Annotated in this window: 8 protein-coding genes and 2 pseudogenes; 1 reads left to right on the forward strand and 9 read right to left on the reverse strand. The window is 60.8% G+C overall.

Annotation, left to right across the window (positions count from 1 at the left end; all coding sequences use genetic code 11):
• Nucleotides 1-97: 97 nt before the first annotated feature.
• From NO887_RS17035 to NO887_RS17070, 8 genes and pseudogenes are all read right to left on the reverse strand, one after another.
• The gene (locus NO887_RS17035) at nucleotides 98-259 is read right to left on the reverse strand and encodes a hypothetical protein (RefSeq protein WP_256419378.1); all 162 of its coding nucleotides are present in this window, start codon (nucleotides 257-259) and stop codon (nucleotides 98-100) included.
• Nucleotides 260-933: 674 nt separating this feature from the next.
• On the reverse strand, nucleotides 934-1,272 hold the full coding sequence (locus NO887_RS17040) for a hypothetical protein (protein ID WP_256419379.1): 339 nt from the start codon (nucleotides 1,270-1,272) through the stop codon (nucleotides 934-936).
• A complete protein-coding gene (locus NO887_RS17045; protein WP_256419380.1) occupies nucleotides 1,272-1,514 on the reverse strand; it encodes a hypothetical protein in 243 nt (80 codons plus the stop codon). The genes NO887_RS17040 and NO887_RS17045 overlap by 1 nt, the downstream gene beginning before the upstream one ends.
• Before the next feature lie 420 nt (nucleotides 1,515-1,934).
• Nucleotides 1,935-2,138: a hypothetical protein gene (locus NO887_RS17050; protein ID WP_256419381.1), complete on the reverse strand. Its 204-nt coding sequence runs from the start codon at nucleotides 2,136-2,138 to the stop codon at nucleotides 1,935-1,937.
• Nucleotides 2,139-2,668: 530 nt separating this feature from the next.
• Nucleotides 2,669-3,268, reverse strand: coding sequence for a hypothetical protein (locus NO887_RS17055; RefSeq protein ID WP_256419382.1), 600 nt, complete (start codon nucleotides 3,266-3,268; stop codon nucleotides 2,669-2,671).
• 1,054 nt (nucleotides 3,269-4,322) lie between these two features.
• Nucleotides 4,323-14,354, reverse strand: a complete 10,032-nt coding sequence (locus NO887_RS17060) for a DUF8128 domain-containing protein (protein ID WP_256419383.1) — start codon at nucleotides 14,352-14,354, stop codon at nucleotides 4,323-4,325.
• A 540-nt stretch (nucleotides 14,355-14,894) separates the two neighbouring features.
• Nucleotides 14,895-15,050: pseudogene (locus tag NO887_RS17065) on the reverse strand (IS4/Tn5 family transposase DNA-binding protein); the annotation flags it as partial.
• A 95-nt stretch (nucleotides 15,051-15,145) separates the two neighbouring features.
• Nucleotides 15,146-15,814 (reverse strand): DUF7509 family protein, encoded by a 669-nt coding sequence (locus NO887_RS17070; protein WP_256419384.1) that lies wholly within the window; start codon nucleotides 15,812-15,814, stop codon nucleotides 15,146-15,148.
• Nucleotides 15,815-15,925: 111 nt separating this feature from the next.
• Here NO887_RS17070 and NO887_RS17075 point away from each other — a divergent pair, with 111 nt between their 5' ends.
• Nucleotides 15,926-16,318: a winged helix-turn-helix domain-containing protein gene (locus tag NO887_RS17075; protein ID WP_256419385.1), complete on the forward strand. Its 393-nt coding sequence runs from the start codon at nucleotides 15,926-15,928 to the stop codon at nucleotides 16,316-16,318.
• 163 nt (nucleotides 16,319-16,481) lie between these two features.
• Here NO887_RS17075 and NO887_RS17080 read toward each other — a convergent pair.
• A pseudogene (locus NO887_RS17080) lies at nucleotides 16,482-16,664 on the reverse strand (helix-turn-helix transcriptional regulator); the annotation flags it as partial.
• Between the last annotated feature and the right edge of the window lie 127 nt (nucleotides 16,665-16,791).

Genomic DNA, 16,791 nt, shown 5'->3' on the forward strand with positions numbered 1-16,791 from the left:
GATTCTCGTAGTACGCAGCGTGCTCCTCGTGGACAGTCGTAATGGCCAGTTGGAACGTGCTTGGAGATATCGTAGTCGGTCGGGAGCGACTGGGTACCTATTTGTCCGGTCTATCATCACCCGATACAGTGTCGTTCTCGTTTGCGCCTTCGACGTCGTCGTGACACTCCTCGCAGGCGCATTCCTGCTCGTCGTCGTCGAGTGTGGTTGTCAGTGTGAACTCGGACTGAGGCGTCGAACCGCGAAGTGTTTCGGTCATAGCTGTTGGTCAGGCCGCCCCCTCTGGGGAAACCCTCGTCTCCGGATGGAGGCGATAATGTTTCCGACGCTGGCAGGCCGGTCATCCGGAGAGGTGGTGTTCGAGCGGTCAAGCGACCGTAGCCGGTCTATGCCGCTCCGAGCCGTGCTGTCCATGCTGTCCCTCGTAGCCACAGTCCCACCAGCCGTCCCACCCCCAAGTCGAACACCCGTCCCTAGGGGGACACCCAGAGAGACGATCGTCCCACGGGGGACACCGTAGGAGATAGCCGTAGTAGGGGACACCCAGTGGAGGAAGTCACCCGTAGTAGGGGAGACACCGGACCCCCGGAGTGCCGCTGTAAACAACACCGGGGAACACGAGATGTGTAGACACACCACGTTTCCGCCGTAAGTAGCAAGTAGAGCGTGTAGAACGGAAGAGTAGAGAAGTGGAAGCCGTAGAGAGAGTGTCGAGTGGAGAAGAAGAGTCGAGCATAGTAGTAGCAGTAGGGGAGAGTATCGTAGTAGGGGGAAGAGAGTCGTCAATAGGGAAGAGTCGTACCCCACTACCTCCACCAGCCCCACGGATCGTCATCACCGGGATTCCCTGCAGAATCGTCGGTCGTTGTTCTCTGCACTACCCTCGTGTTGGGCTGTCGTCCAAGCGCAAAAAAAGAGGCCGGCCGGCTGGTCTTACTGGATCGCCTTCACCGCGATGACGACGACGAGACCGAGGAAGCCGACCGGGTACATCAACACGAAGCCGGCCATCGCTACCGTGTTGAACACGGGGTGGAGGACGTAGCCGAGAAACGCTGCCATCGTCACGCCGGAGAACCAGCAGAAGCCGTAGACGACGAGCGTCACGAAGGTGGGCGTCGGGAGGAGCAGTTGCCGAACGGCCTGCCAGTGGGTCGCCTCGAAGTCGAAGCGGTCGAGGAAGCCGTCGAGGCGACCGCCGTCGTCGTCGTCCTCGTCGTCCTCGTCGAAGTCCGGAGACAGTTGCTCGGTGTCGAGACGGGGATGTGCCATCAGGCGACCTCCTCGGTGGCGACGATCTCGCCGTCCTCCCAGTCGACGAAGAACTCGGCCCCGCACGAGCAGACGTACTCCGCCCGGGTGCCGTTCTGGTCGAGGAGGTCGACCTCGGTGAGCTGGTGGGTCATCGCCGGGAGCGGCTGGTTGTGACACGTCCGTCGGATGCAGTCCGTCTGAAAGTCGGTGGTGGTGTCGATGTCGATGCTGCTGTCGAAGCTGCGAGTGTTGCTACTCATAGTTGTCTCTCGGGTCACCCCTCGGGTAACCCTCACCTCCGGGTGAGGGGTATAATGTTGATCTCGTTCGTCGGCCCGATTGGGGAGTTCGGCTGTGGTCTCGATCGGTGCCGCTGGTCGCCACGTTAGTACTATGTACTAACGGAGAGAGAGACGGAGTCGGGAGTGGTTCGTCGACGTCGATCGGGAGTCGAACTGTGGCGTGAGACGAGTGGTGAGATGGAGGTCGAAAGGAGGTGTTGTTGTGGTGTCGAGATCGGGGGGTGATCTGGTGTCGTTAGCCGCCGGGATTTGACCGTCGTGAACTGGTGGATTCAGTGGTGGATTTGGTGTATCTGCACTACGTCTGTGTTGTGGTGGCTTGGTGGCGCAAAAAAAGAGGCGGACGACCAGCCGTTCTGGGTCCGTTCTGGGGGTCGGTCAGAGGTTCCTTCGACGGCACTTCGAACAGGCGACCTCACCACCGCCGAGGCGGGTGGCGTCATCGCTGTTGCAGTAGTCGCAGCCGTCCGATGCGTCAGCCGTGTTGGCGTTGGCGATGATGGCGAAGAGGAAGGCGATTGCGAGGACGATGCTGAAGACCACGCCGATGCCGAACACGAGCAGTGCGATGAATGCGTTCATTGTCTTGAAGACCTCGTCTCTGGCAGCCAGCAATAATGCTACCGTTCGGGTGGGGCCTGCCGATGCCTCGTCGGGTTGAGGTGGCGGTCCGTCTCACCGTGTTGAGACAGAGCGAGGCCCCCTCGTGAGAGGGGTGGCTCGTGGACAGCCGTAGGTCCATCAGGAGACTGAGAGGTTTCCGTCTGAGGAGCTGGGCGGTTGCTGTCGCCAAGGGGCAGCTGCTGCCGGACGGAGACGATGCAAATCGTCGAGGGGACACCCGTCCTCGAGGTGGGTCGACTGCCGAGTCGAGATCGGGGTGGAACCGTCACCGGTCGGTCGCCGTCTGGCTGGCCGTCATGCAGTGGCCGATGGCCGTGGCTGTGACCCAGCCGTCTGGGGGGTCGCCGTCGCCGGCGTGGCGATAGTCAGTTTCGTGAGGGGTTTCCCTCGTTGTGGATCCAGTTGTCCAGTAGCAGCCTCTCGGGTATCCAGTTCGAAGCGGCGTAGTGTCGTCGCGACTGTGGTGCTGATCGTCGTGGTGACGACCGTCACTGAGACGCAGGGCGATACCCTGTTGGTGAGAGAAGCCGGTCGGCGTCGACGAGTGGCGATCGGTATCTCGTCGGGAGTGACGCCGTCGTCGTTTGGAGTCGGTCGCCGACGTCGGAGGTGAGGTCTCGCCGAGTGGTGCAGCCGTCCCCCACGGCGTCTGGTCCGGTGGTGTCTGCCAGCCGAATGGCGTCTGAATACTGAGGCCGACTACCGGTGGATATCTCCGAAAAGTGATACTGGTCGTGGAGTCGTGAATCGACGGGGAGATGGATCGAGGTGTCGCCGTCTGAGTGAGGTGAACGGGAGTGGTGTCGTGTCGTCGTCGACGTCGTCATCCCGCCGGGGGAGAGAGTGCCGAGTGGTGTGTGGCCGCCGGCCAGCTGGAGGTGTCCTGTGTGGTCTCGCTGTCGCCGATCGGAGTCGTGGGTGTCCCCGTCCTGTTGGGTCCGACTGACCCTCGGGAAGTTCGGGATGGGCTGTGCCTCAGTAATCTGAGAGATATCGTGGGCAAACGGATGTGGTTTGAGGCGGTCGTGGATACTGACCGCCGTCTGGTTGGGAGTGGTGAGTGAGGCTGGATGCCGTGTGAGGTCCATGCTGATTCTGCTGTCCCTCTCCCCCTTTCTCTCCCTCCTTCCTCTGTCTCCAGATACCCAGTCCCCTTCAGGGGACTACTGGGGTGATCGGTGCAGCTTGCTGTATCACTCTTCTTACTCTTGGCCTTCTGGCCTGAACCACCCCACCCACAGGGGGTATTACCGGGTATATCGCAGACGCCGCTGTCAAAATCGGGGGGTTTCTGAAACCGTGAAATTAAGTCCGGTTTGGTAATTGGGCTGGAACGGCCATCTGTGCCCATCTCAGGTATGCGAGCCAGTCATATTGGGGGTGACTCGGTATTGGCCGATCACCCCTCCGACAATCGCATGACGGCGTCGGGGTGTCGGAGGGGGGTGCTAATCAGCCGATTTTTTCGCCGAAATATCGCCTTCTCCCACCCCCGTCTAGTTATTTTCACTCTAAAGCATCGACGTATCGAGATTGTGATTGTTATATACGAAAGAAAGTCAAAAGTCGGTGTGTTTGGATTGTCTGAAGCCCGTGCCTTCATGCGATTGTCAGAGGGGTGTCCGAGGGGTGGCCGATGATTTCTAGACCCCCTAAGACATCCGCCCCCGTCTAGTTATTTTCAGGATTTCCTGATCTCCCATATTCCACGTGTATATCGGTGAAATTTGACTGATTTTGAGAATTCCCGGAAATCGGGTGAAATAGTCGGTTCGAAGACCGTGGAGTACCCCCTCGGACAATCGCATGACGGCGTCGGGGTGTCGGAGGGGTGTCGGAGGGGGTGTTGGAGGGTATTTCGGCGCTGAAAATCGGGTGTGATCAGGGGCACGTCCAGCTGGAGAATCGGCTGTGCTATCTCTGGAGATCGGGCCGACTCAGGTGACGGTCTGGGTGGGGAATTGATGGAAGATTAGTGGTTGCTCTCGGTAGCACAAACTGGTCGCCAATGGTGTATTGGACAGTGGCTCGGGCGGGAGAAGTGGCACTCATTGTCGGGCCAAAACTGTATACAAAATCTGATAGCTATCGGTGTGAAGTGAGTAGCGAATAGTGAAAACGAGTGGGCGCGGTGGCGGCTAACTACTCTTCGATCGGGAACTTATCTTCGAGGTCGACCAGCTTCTTGCCGGGGTCAGTGAGCTCCAATCCGAGCCAGCATTTGGCGCGACCACGCCCGTCGAGAGACACCTTCTTCGACGTCGGACTGATGCCGAGTTCGGCGCGGAACTTACTCGCGAATCCGCCAACACCGTACGTCGACAGGTCCAACTCATCTGCCGTTACATCAGTTTCCTTAACCAACTTGTGGGTGTTGATCTGCGCCCATGCGTTGTACGCACTCCGGAGGTCAGAGACGGGGGTGGCCCCGTCGTCTTTCCGAGCTTGATCGAGGTCGTCTTCGATCTCGAGGAGGATGTTTGCGAACTGGACCATCGGATGTGGGAAGCCATCGTCTGTGACGAGGGTTCCGTACCGGTCCATCATTGTGTCGAGTGCGATCGACGCTGTGTCAACCTCGGGCGCGTCCGCTGGCTCACTCGACTCGTCGCCGTCGTCTCCACCCGACCGGTTGCTATCGGCGAGCCGCGCGGGCGTGTATCCTGTCGTCTCCTCGATGTCTTTGAGAACTGGGAAGTAGACATCATCCGGCAGTTTCAGGGCGCGTTTGCCTGCCGTGTTACTCCCGCCGGAATCACCGTCCGATTCGTCGTCATCACCCTCGGAATCTTCCTTCGAACCGTCGAATTGTTCGAGGTCGTCGGCTTCGCAAAAATCATGCTCGATCGCGTAGCCAACAAGCCCCTTGAGGGGGATGGGTGTGTGCTCTGGGATGAGGTTGTTCTGGCGAGCGTAGGTCCAGAGATGGAGGTATTCCAAATCATCGAGATTCTGACCACTTGCCGAATATTTGGGGTCGCGCTTCCCCATGTCACAGAGTGCGAAATGCTGGAAGTTGTAGACCGCATTCCGCTTGTGGCAGTAGGCCTGTTCGTCGCTGATCACGACGAAGTAATTCTCCGAATCACCGAAGTGTCCGAAGGGGTTGTTTCCACGAGAGCCGGGCGTGAGTCCAAGGTCGCGCAGGTCGAGTGTCCAGAGGGGATTATGGCTCCCTGTGAGCTCGCGATAGTCACCCTTCTCGACCCGGGCTTTGATCTCCTGTGGGTCGACATCCATCTGGCTTTCAGGGTTACTCTCAAGCCCCCCGATACTCCCGGTCGCAGCGGGGTGCTGGGACGGGTGGATTGTGGGGATGAATCCGAACAGTGAGAGGGGTGGGTATACGTCGGGTGATTGGGGCATCGGCTGGGCCATCTTCCCCGCCGAGCGAAGCGTGTCGAGATCGCTTACTGGCCACCGGTGAGTCGCCGCAATTTCATCCCGGTCTGCGTCGGGGTCAGACGGGATGATATACGGGTCGTAAATCGGGAGGTCTGCGGCGCTCCCATCGACGGTGATCGTCCCCACCGTTTGGGGGAGGTCATTGGCGGTCGGGAACCCGAGTGAATCGGGGGCCATCCCGGTGGGGTACTCGCCCACTGGGTCGGCCCGATCGGCGAGTGCCTGCATCCATGCCGGGGCCGGATCGAGGTTCGCTGTCACGTCGTCAGGCGGGACAGGCGTGTTCCCCAGCGACAGGCGCAGCGCCCAGTCGGCGGGCGGCGTGAGTGCGAGCCAGCCCTCTTGGAGGAAGTCGTCGAGGTCGCGTTTCTCATCGCCGAACTGCGGGAGCTCTATGAGCCACACGTTGGTTCCACCGTAGTCCGTGTACTCGGGCTCGTCGTCGGGCACAAGCGACGCCTGACCGTCCTCATCGGCGCTCTCTGTGGCCGCATCTGTCTCGGTGTCCACGTCGATGGCTCCAAGGCGGGCCGCGACGGTCTCCCAGAGCTCGTCGTTGTCCTCGACGGGGTCGGCGTCTCCGTTCAGGACTTCCTCACGGTACACCTCGGCCGAGGCCCGGACACTCCCCGTGAAGGTGTCGTCCGGCGAGGGCGTGTGGGTGTCGAGTACGCGGCCCATGTTGACCGCGCTGTCAACACCGGGTCCGTGTTGGTGGAGTTCGATGACTTCGCTGATGGGGCCCGTCGCCCGGAACTCGCCGTCTGTCTCCAACAGGTGAACGGGCACTTCCTCTGCTGTCACCGGCGTCTGTTCCTCGGCGTCGACGTCGGCGTCGGCGGGCGGCGCAACACGGAGGTCCTGATCGTCGAGTTTGTCCTGCAGTGTCCCGTCGCGAGCGGCCTCAACCACGAGCTTCCGCGTGAACATCTCGTCGCCGGGGAACTCTCCCGTGCAGAACAACTCACGGAGCGCCATATCGCGTTCACACCGGCGCTCGTCGTGGTCGCGATCCTCTTCGGCCAGTACCACCCGCTTTGGCGGGTCCGAATCCTGCAGGAAGTACACGTCGGGGATCTCCCGGCGTTTGACGATGTCGGCGAGCACGTCGCGGTGTTTCATCTTGAACGTCTTCGTCACCGGCGAGATGCACGGAATCCCGTGGGCATGGGCGGTGATCGCGTCGGCCATCCCCTCGGTAATCGCGAGGGGTTCGCCCTCGACGATGGTCTCACGCCCGTAGATCGGCTCGTCGACGATGGTGTAGTTTTTCGTCGTCGCGAGCTTGGCGTACTTCCCCTTCGTGAAGTCCTCGGGATGCGTGCCGTATTCGGTGTCGAAGTCCGGCTGCCGCCCGATGAAGAACGCCACCTTGCCGTCCTCGTCGTAGTACGGGAAGATGTACCGCCCCCGGAAGAGACACGAGAGGTCGTTCGGGTTGTCGGGATCGTCGAGTGTGGTGTAGTCGACGTACCCCTCGCCCTCTTCGTTCTCGCCGTAGGCGTCGGTGGGCTTGGTGAACAGCCCCGTGGCAAGCATCGTGTGGTGACTGAACCCCTCGCTTTCGAGGTGGAAGAAGAGGTCCTTCCCGAAGGCGGGAGCCCACCCGAGCTGCTTGTCGGCGACGAGCTCGTCGTTCCACCCGCGGTGATTGGCCCCGAGGAACTGGTACGGTTGGTCGGCGGCCGCGAAGTCTTCGGGCTCGCCGGTGTTGTCGGCGGCGTCCTCGGTGGACTGAATGCCCGAGGTCTGGGCGTCCTCGTTCGGCGGCATCGCGTCGGCCGCCTCGGGATCTTGTTCGACGGGGTACGCGGGGTCAGGCTCGTCGAGCGCGGTGAAGTATTCCCGCGGCGTCTCGGGCTTCCGGTAGCCCGCCTCGAACGCCTGCTCGTCGTTCCACGTGGCGTTCTGGTCGATCGTCGTGTCCAGCTGGCTGTGGAAGAAGCGGGCCGCCTCTTCGAGGCAGGCTTGGACCGCGCCAAGATCCGGCGTGGGGCTCAAGCGGAGGTCTTCCGGGTCGGCGTCGACGAGCGTGCTGTTGGGCTCCGCACGCGGCTCGCCCGCTGCGGTCTGTCCCACACGCCGCGTCTCGTCGGCGTCGCTCTGTGCGCCGTCTGTGTCGTCTGAGCCCGACTCTGTCTCGGTGGTGTCGGGAGCGGTGTCCGTCTCGCCGTCGTCGTCGCTCCCAGTGTCGGTCTCGGCGTCGGGCGTGGTGTCTGTGTCGTCTGTGTCTCCGGCCTCGCTGTGTGCGCCTGTGCGCGCCGCTGAGCCATCCCCGCTTTCAGACGGGGAGTTGGTCGTCTGGGTGTCCGGCGAGCTGTCCTCGCTCGTGCTGGCCGTGTCTGGCTCGTCGCTCTCTGCGTCCGCGTCCGTGGGCGTGGGGGATGCCTCCTCGCCGTCGTCCGTGGCGGGTGTCTCTCCCCCCTCGTCGGTGTCGGCGTGGTCGTCAGTATTCTCTCCGGTTTGCTCAGAGGTTTGCTGATCAGTATTCTCTCCGGTTTGCTCAGAGGTTTTCTCGTCAGTTGTCCCGGTTGGTGTGTCACCACCGTCCGGGTCGTCGTCGGAGTCGTCGCCACCAGAGTCGTCGTCGGAGTCAGAGTCGGGGTCCGACTCATCATCGTCGGTCGGCGGGTACGTATCCCGGTCGAAGGCCACGGGGTCGATCTCGGGGCCTTTCTCGTCCCGTGGCGTGTTGATCTTGAAGTGGTCCGTCTCGTCGTCACGGTACACCGCGCCGTGGTTGCGAGCCGCCTCAGTTGTCTCGGAGATTTTCTCGGTATCGAGCCCGTGGTGCCGCCGGAGTGCAATCGTCACTTCGGCTTCTGTGAGCGGCTCATGCGGCGTGGCTTCAAGCACGTCGAGGACGGCGTCCCAGAAGGTCGGGATCGTCTGATCGCCGAGCACGATTTTCTTCCCCTCTTCCTTGATGACGCCGGCGTCGACGCCCGCACCGATTGCGGCTTGCGCCATCGGCTCTTCGAAGTCGTACTCGAGCGGGATTGCGAGGATGATCCGCGGGACGGTCAGCCCCTCGTCGTGGTCGCGACCGAGCGCATCCCACACGGGCACCCAACTGTCCCGACGTTGCATCTCTGCGACTTCCTCTTCGGTGAGGTAGTCCTCGTAGGCGTCACGGGGGCCGGGCAGGCGGACGGCGTCGTCACCGGCGGGCACGAGCTCTTCTTCGGCGAGCCCGATCCGGATCGCGTCAGCGGCTTGCGTGCCACGGATGCCGGGTCCATACCGGAGCGCACCGGGAAGGTTGTCCCGGAAGATGGCCTCGGTCTGGTTCACGTTTGCGGAGTCCCACACCTCCTGCCAGAAGGCGGCGTCGGTGGGATCTTTCGCGCCGAAGCGGTCGGTGACTGCGTCGTAGTCGATGTCGATATCACTCGGGGAACTATCCTCGTCAACGGTGTCGCTATTGGCGATGTAGTAGGTGCTCAAGTTGGTCATGGCGGCTGCGTAAGTGAACGTCACGGCGTCGATCGGGCTCGTCTCTTCGTCGCCCTCGTCATCTTCTTCGAGGATGCCGACCGGCCCGGCGCTGTCGTCGTCGACGCCGAACGGGTCGTCTTCATCCACGGTCGTATCCACGTCTGGGTCGGGCTCCCCGTCAGGCGTCTCGGCCTCGTCCGTGGCCGGTGTCTCGCCCTCACCCGAGGAGTCGTCGTCGTGGATGCCGACCGGGTCACGGGCGTTCTCCCCGATGTCGAGGGCAGCCATCGCCCGGTAGACCGACATGTACTTCTCGGGGATGATCGACTCCAGCGCCTCGTCGGGGATAGTCGCGTACTGTTCGCCACCGGTCACGGATTCGCCGGTGTGGGTGTCGGTGTTGTTCGGAAGTTTGTCTGTCAGAACCCGGTCGAGGATGGGGACTGCCTCGCGTGTGAACCCGGCGCGGTTCAGGCTGATGTCGAGGTCGTCATCATCGGCTGCCTCCTCATCACGGGTGAGTGCGGCTTGTTCAGGAATCTCTTCGACATTTGTGTAGGTTTCTGGTTCCTGTGATGCCGGGTCATCTGACGAGTCGTCATCGGCTACGTCCTCGTCAGTGGTGGTGTCGTCAGAGACTTCTTCGTCGGCGTCGGGAGCCGGTTCGCTATCGTCGGGTGGGTCATCGATGTCTGCGTCTGTCTGTGCGTCGTCATCCGCTTTGTCTGCTGGCGAGAGGAAATCGGGGAGGGAGGTCTGGATGATCTCCCACTGATCTTCGCCCGGAATCTCCTCGAACTCGCGTTCGGGGACGAACGGCTCGTAGACGAGCTGCCAGTCATCGCGGAGGTCGTCGAGTGTCCGGTACCGCTGTGGTTCACCATCAGGATAGACGACCCACTCGTTGTTGTGCTCGTCGTACCGACACCATGCGTTGAAGGCGTTCGTCGAGCCGAACCCTTCATCCATCCGGAGCGTCCCCTTTTTCGCCCCGGCCATCCCGTTGAACAGTGTGATCGTGTCGTCCTCGGTGTTAACCCACACCGCCTGCTTCCCATTCTCGATGAGCGCGTGCTTCCGCTGGCCGTCTGTCGGGGTTCCCAGCTGGAGGTAGTCCGTCTTGTTGTAGTACAGCGGCATCGGGTCGCGCTCGGTGATATCACCCGCATCGTCGGCATCCTCGTTCGGGCGCATCCGGAGGTGGTCGCGGATGAACATCGGGTCCGAGAGGATGTGGTCAACCCGGGCAGCGGGTGCTGTCCGGTCTTTGGCCTCCATCTCGGGGGTGATGAACATCGCCTTACGGCCATTCCTGACTGACCGGGCGAGGTTCTCGAGTGTCCGTGCGGGCTTCTTGTACGTCGAGGTCTCTGCCTCGATGGTGATCGCCCCACCACCGGAGAGCTCTGCGGCAATCGGGTACTCGGCCTTGAACTGCTCAAGCAGACGTGACGCCTGCTTGGTATCAACGCTCTCATCGATCGGTGGGTACGCCACGGCGTCCGGCAGGCTCGTCTCGTGGTCCTGATGGACAACTGTGACCTCCATCCCGGTCGCCGACAGTATCACGAACGCCCGGCGGATTACCTCGTTGTGCTTCTCCGTCTCGGGCCGCCAATCCTCGTCCGCCTGCTCCAGTACCGAGCGGATGCCCTTGTCGGTGATCGACAGTTCCGTCTCGGGGTCGCTGATCCGGACCTGCCCCGCGGGCGTCCCGCCGGTCCCCCGGATGTTGTCGGCTTCTTCTTCAACCTCTTCATCGACCAACTCGACATACTCCCGGTCGACCAGTACGCCATCCGGGAGCTCTTCGAAGCCCGTCGACGTCCGCCGGTGGAAGCCTTCGTTCACTTCCTCGACGCTGACCGTGAGCGTCTCACCGTCCTGCATCTCCGGCGGATTGATGTTGAGCGCGGGTGCGGGCTCGAGTGTCTCGTAGTTGCCGGGCAGCGCATCGAGGGCGTTCTCGCGGATCTGTTTCGACCACACGGCTTCGAGGAAACACTTCGTCAGGTCGTTTTCCCCACCGAGGTGCATCAACGCGTGCTCAGACTCATCGAGATTCTGTTCGAGCGCGTCGACGCCGTACTCGTTGAGGTTCTCCCCGATGATCTCTTCGGCCTCCTCGGGCGTCCGCCGTGCGGGGTATGGTGCGAACGTGTCCGGCGCAAGCGGGTCCGACCGCATCGGGCCGTCCTCGTCCATCGTGGAGATTGTCGTGAGCGCCGTGTACGCCGGCAGCGACATGAGCGTTCCCGAGTCGATCGAGTCGTCGTCGAACCGCTCAGCGATAATCCGGGCGTCGTCCACCTCCGTCACACCGAAGCTGAGGAGGGTGTCCGTATTCCCGAACATCTGCTTGAGCGTTTGAGGTGCAATGTCGCGCACCTGCGAGGGGTTCTGGAGACAGGTGATGACGCCCATTTTCCCGGAGCGGGCCTTCGAGAGCATCTTGTCGAGCGCCATGTTCTCGGAGGCGATGTCGTCGAACTCGTCCATGATCGCGAAGAAGGGTTCCCGGTCGGCTTCCTCAACCTTCTCGCGTTTCCGAATGGTTGACCACACCCGGCGCATGATGCCTGTCGAAACGACCTTCCGGATCTCATCGGAGCGGACGGTGTTCCGCACGAGGATGATCTTCCCCTCTTCGACGGCGTGTGAGAGGTTGATTGTGCCATCCCTGTGAGTCACGATACCGCGGCTCACAGGATCCTCTACCCAATCCTGAATCCGCCGGAGAACCGGGTCTATCTCCTCTACATCCATTTCTGCGATTTTCGTGGTGTACTCGTGGATGAAGCTCATCCCCTCTTGGCTGACCACGTTTGAGAACTTCGCGCGGCTCTCGTTGTCGGCCAGTACGTAGTACATGTCCACGAGCGTGAACTTGCGTCGCGACCGGATCATCGCCCGACCGATGTTGGAGGTGATCCCCTCCATCTTCGGTCCCCAGTACTCACCCCCGCGCAGGACCGCCCGGAGGTCGTTGATGATGGACTCGACTTCCCGGTTGAACTCGATTTCCGTCTCACAGTCGCCCGGTTCGAGGAAGTTGATCCCCGCGACTTGGTCGTACGTCTCGCTGCCGGGTTCGATCCACACGATGTCGTCCATCCGCTCGTCGGGCAGCTGTGTGATGAGGTCGTCGACGGTGTCGCCCTTCGGGTCGATGAACACGAACCCGTGGTCCTTCCGGGCGATCTGGTTCATCATCATGTTCAGGGTGGTGGATTTCCCCTTCCCGGTCGACCCGAAGATCGTCATGTGGCGGAACCACGAGAACGGTTCGAGGCCGATTTCGCGGATGCCGTCCATCGGGTTGTTGTCGTAGCCGAGCCAGATGGGTTCGTCCGGGTGATGCGTGTGCGAGTGGACGAGCCGGTCGCGAACGTCGAAGCCGGCGAAGACATCACCGTCTTGTGCCCGTCCCTTCCCGCTGGCGGTGGCCGTGAGCTCGAACGGGAAGTACCGCTGGAGGCCGGGTTCCCGACGAAGCTGCACGTCGGTGTCGGACTGGTCGTACGTGTAGTGTTGGTGGTGGGCAGGGTTCTCGCGACCGCGTGTGTACGGGCTTGGCGGGCCCGTCGAGTCGTCGGTCGTCTCTGGCAGGTCGTCGTCGGGCGTGGCCGGGAGATCGGTGACGCCCTCGGCATCCTCGGGTGGGGTATCTGGCCCACTCGGTGTTTGGGACTTGGTTGAAGATCCTGTGTCGGACTCGTCTACGTCCGTGGCGGGTGTCTCCTCTTCGTCAGGGGTGGTGCGGGCTCCCGGCGCGTCGAAGACGTCCTCGCGAGCGTCAAGTTCGTCGAGGTCGATCCCGAGTTCGTCGGCCCGGCGGTTCTGGAACTTCCGGATGAGGTTGTCGGCGACGTTGTCGTTGTATTGGCTTTTGATCTTCTCACGGGTGAGTTCCCCGTGGATGAATTGGCGATACAGCTCGTTGAACGCTTCCTGTTTCTCAGGGGATGAGTCGATGTCGACGGTTTTTGTGGGCCCGTCGTCGCCGTCGTCGCTATCGGTGGTGTCGTCGAAGAAGAAGCGAAGCAGGGTGCCGAGCCCCTTCATGAAGATGTTGTCTTCTTCTTCGGGGGCGTCGGTGCCGACAGTGTCGGTCTCCTCGGTGTGGCCGCCTGAGAGTGACGCCATCGCCGAGGCTTCGCCGCCGAGTTCCGACAGGTCGCGGTTCACCCGCATGTCGGGTGGTTTGGCCGTGCGGTTTGCCTGTGCGGGTGGGCGATTGCCGACGCCTTTCCGCGTCCAGTCGACGTTCGTCATGTTCACCTCCTCGCCGGGGAGGTGTGCGAGGCCGGCGAGCTCGGAGACGTTGAGCGAGGTCTGGTCGTAGGAGAACTCGCGGGCGGCCGTCCGCCGAGCGAGTTCCTTGACGCCTTGCTCTTTGAACGCGAGCGGCAGGAGTGTCTGGCCGGTCTCCTCGTTGTGGTACTGTGAGGAGAAGACGCTCCCGATGCCGTGGGCGTGGTGTTTCGCGATATCCGGTGAGGACGCGAACACGAGGAAGCGGATGTTGAGGTAGTACGCCTGCTTGCCCTCCTGATTGAGCACTTCCTCGGCGGCCCGCTTGTCTTTCGCGGAGGGGTCGTCGAGCCGTGGGTTCCAGTAACTCCCGTTGACACGGCCGTAGGTCAACCCATCGTTGATCTGGTCGGCGCTCCATTCGTGGGGCATGTGCCCTTCAGTCCAGTTGGGGCCTGCGGGTGTGAACACGAATTGGACGATCGCGACCTCGTTACTGTAGCCGACGAGTTCACTCAGGGTGCTGCGAAGTGGATCCGTCTCGAAGGCGTCTGGCCCACTCGTCCCGCGGAGTGGCCGGTACTTGTGCTGTTCGAGTTCGAGTTTCCCTCCAGCGAGGTACATGCCGGGTTCGATCTCGGGGAAAGGTCTGTCAACGGGTTTGATCTCGGAGTTGGGGTAGAGCCCGGAGACTTGCTGGCGGAACTCCCGTTGGTGGATGCTGTCGGGAAGCCCCCAGTGGAACTTGACCGTCTCGTCGGTCAGGACCATCTCAAAGGAGAACTTCTTGGGCTGCTCAGCGAGGTTGAATCGCTGGGCGAGCTTGGAGTGCGAGACGCTCTCGTTGTGGAACCCGGCGATGAGTTCCTCAGCGTATTTGAGCCCGTCCTCCTTCTTGTGCGGGCGGACGCGGTTGAGGCTGCCGGCGTAGCCGTCAGCGGCCTCGGTGATCGTATCGACGAGGGCTTGGTCAATTTGCGGTGCGTCTGGCTCTCGGGTGCCGAGCTGATGGTGGCGTGGGCCTTTGAGCCAGTCTGGGAATGTATGGTCGTGGATATGGTCGAATGGGTGTAGCATTAGCTACCCCCACATTTGACCAAAGTTACTGCTGGATCGATGTCACGATCTTCTATTTTACAACTGTCTATATGGTTAGTTATTGGACCTTTGCTGTCCCCTGCGCCCGACTGTTGGTTTGGTGTTGATTTCTCTATCTTATCGCTAGGCGACCTATCACGGCCAAAAGTGTCAATTTTGTATTTTTCCCTGTCCGATCCGCCGGAGTTATGATCTCTCAGTCTCGTACCCGCAATTGCGGGCGTAGTTGTCAGTAGCATTTTCATTTGCCGACGTCCGCGTCGTGGGGGCCGCGGGCAACGTGTTGCAGCACGTTGCCCGATCGGCCTTCGCGTCTGCTGACGAAGACTTGCTAACTTCGCCGAGATATTTGTCGGCAGATCAAAGGATCACAGTCTGGTAGATTAAATGCTTGTGTGACATGGGCATGACATTTGTGTCAATCAATAACACGAATCTACTTTGATGCACCTACTTTATTGGATCTATCAAAATGCTTAGATATTTACAGATCCTGTTTGACTTCCTCCTCCGCGCCCTGCCGAGCCGATCTCCGACCTGTATCAATCGGTTAGTGAGCCGTTTGTCACCGAACTCGGCAGACTGGAACTCCTTTTGAATCTTACCAGAAACATCAGTCTGGCACAGTTCTGGCTCGTCTAGATCAATCCGCCGGCTTCGTGAACCGCTCTGCATCTTGGTCTCTTTCTCGACAAACTACAGCGATAGGAGTTGTGGGTAAGAGACAGACCTGAAGGTGTGGGTATTTTCCTTGTATTCTATAATTCCAATCAGTCTAGACGGTCAAGCGAGCCATGGAGTTCCTCGTTCTGAATATGGGTGCAGAACTGTGCGCAGAGCCGACAGCAGTCCGCGGCATCGGAAAACGTGCGAACACTGGCGTCCCAGCGTGCGTGGACGGCACCAAGCATCGCACTACGAACTGTTGGTTCGGTCGCGACCATGACCCGTCGCGTACGCGTTGGTGGCGTCGCATCGGTCGCCGGCCCCTGCATCCCCGTCGTCGACAGAAGATCCTCAAGGACGCTTCCGACCTCGATTCCGACACCGAGGTTGTCGCCGACCTGTGGGGCGATGAAGATCGTCGCATTACTCGCCTGCGCAAGGGCGATACTCTGTGTGGCGGCATTCATCTCGTCGAGCGGGATCCCCACGTCGATTGCCAGAAATGCATTGAAGCCGCGATCGCGGAGGCAGTCCCGCGTTTCCTGCAGGAGCCGCAAGACATCGTCTTCGGCGTACTCGCCGGTGGTCTCGTCCCACGTCGCAAACGATGGGGCATCGGTTTTGACATCGGCGTCCGCCGGGAGTAGCGCGTCAACGTCGAATGTCCGGTATGGGCCCATCAAATAGACGAGAAACTGTTCCCGTCGGACGGGAGCGAGCGCGTCTGAATCACCGGCGGCGCGGGGGAGGTTGTCGATAATCCGTTGCCGCATTCAACTCGTCGATTGGGAACAGTAGTATATAAATATCGGTGTTTTCAAGAATATTCTAGTCGAGAATGACTAAGTACGTGGCGTTGCAACGTACAACCTGAGACACCCCAAATGTCTGAAACCGATCGCCAGCCAACAGAGGAGGTTCGCCAGCCGGAGCCGCCGCTTCCCGAAGACAGCGGGCTGACGCTCGCGGAGTATCTTGCTATGCAACAGGCGATTGGCCACCCGACACGGTTTCGGATCCTCCGCACGCTCGTCGCCAACGACGAACTGAGTGCTGCCGATCTCAAATCCGCGGTCGATGCCCAATCACACAATTTCCACTACCATCTCGACGAACTGGTCGATGTCGGACTCGTCGACAAGCGCCAGCGACGGACCGCTGACAGTCAAGGCTTCTATACGTACTATCGGCCAACAGCGATGGGACGCGGCATCCTTGAGCACGGTGTTGAGGAGCTGATGCGTCGTGAACGCGAGTTTAACGACGCTTATTTTTGAGATATTTGATTCGACAACTACTGATACCACAGAGAAAATGTCCAGCGCCGAGTACGCGCCTAGAAGTGAATTCCACTAGCGAGTAGACAGCAAGTGACGCGCCGTCGTGGCCGGGACGATGCATACGTGGATTAACCCGATAATATTGACTCTGATGCGCTAGTCAGACACTGTGGTCGATGTACTTCGCTTCCCATTCGGCCCGTGCCTCAATCTCTCTGGTGCCTCGGCGGGTAGTCGTGTACTCGTTCGTTCGTCGATCGCGCTGACTTTTTTCGACAAGTCCTTTCTCAACAAGCGTGTCGAGATTCGGATAAAGACGCCCATGGTGGATCTCTTTTTCATATACCCTGTTGCACGTTCAAAATTAGTTCGCCGGACGGGGCGGGCAGAGCTGAAACCGACCACCACTCAGCTGTGCTGACCCAATGATGGTACGTTTCTTGACAGACGGGGCTGAATGAACCAGAGAA

Source organism: Halorubrum laminariae, assembly GCF_024494655.1.
Classification (GTDB): Archaea; Halobacteriota; Halobacteria; order Halobacteriales; family Haloferacaceae; genus Halorubrum; species Halorubrum laminariae.

Bases quoted from the DNA above. Each gene is read 5' to 3' on its own strand.
- NO887_RS17035 (WP_256419378.1), bottom strand. From the start codon at position 259: ATGACCGAAACACTTCGCGGTTCGACGCCTCAGTCCGAGTTCACACTG.
- NO887_RS17040 (WP_256419379.1), bottom strand. From the start codon at position 1,272: ATGGCACATCCCCGTCTCGACACCGAGCAACTGTCTCCGGACTTCGAC.
- NO887_RS17045 (WP_256419380.1), bottom strand. From the start codon at position 1,514: ATGAGTAGCAACACTCGCAGCTTCGACAGCAGCATCGACATCGACACC.
- NO887_RS17050 (WP_256419381.1), bottom strand. From the start codon at position 2,138: ATGAACGCATTCATCGCACTGCTCGTGTTCGGCATCGGCGTGGTCTTC.
- NO887_RS17055 (WP_256419382.1), bottom strand. From the start codon at position 3,268: ATGGACCTCACACGGCATCCAGCCTCACTCACCACTCCCAACCAGACG.
- NO887_RS17060 (WP_256419383.1), bottom strand. From the start codon at position 14,354: ATGCTACACCCATTCGACCATATCCACGACCATACATTCCCAGACTGG.
- NO887_RS17070 (WP_256419384.1), bottom strand. From the start codon at position 15,814: ATGCGGCAACGGATTATCGACAACCTCCCCCGCGCCGCCGGTGATTCA.
- NO887_RS17075 (WP_256419385.1), top strand. From the start codon at position 15,926: ATGTCTGAAACCGATCGCCAGCCAACAGAGGAGGTTCGCCAGCCGGAG.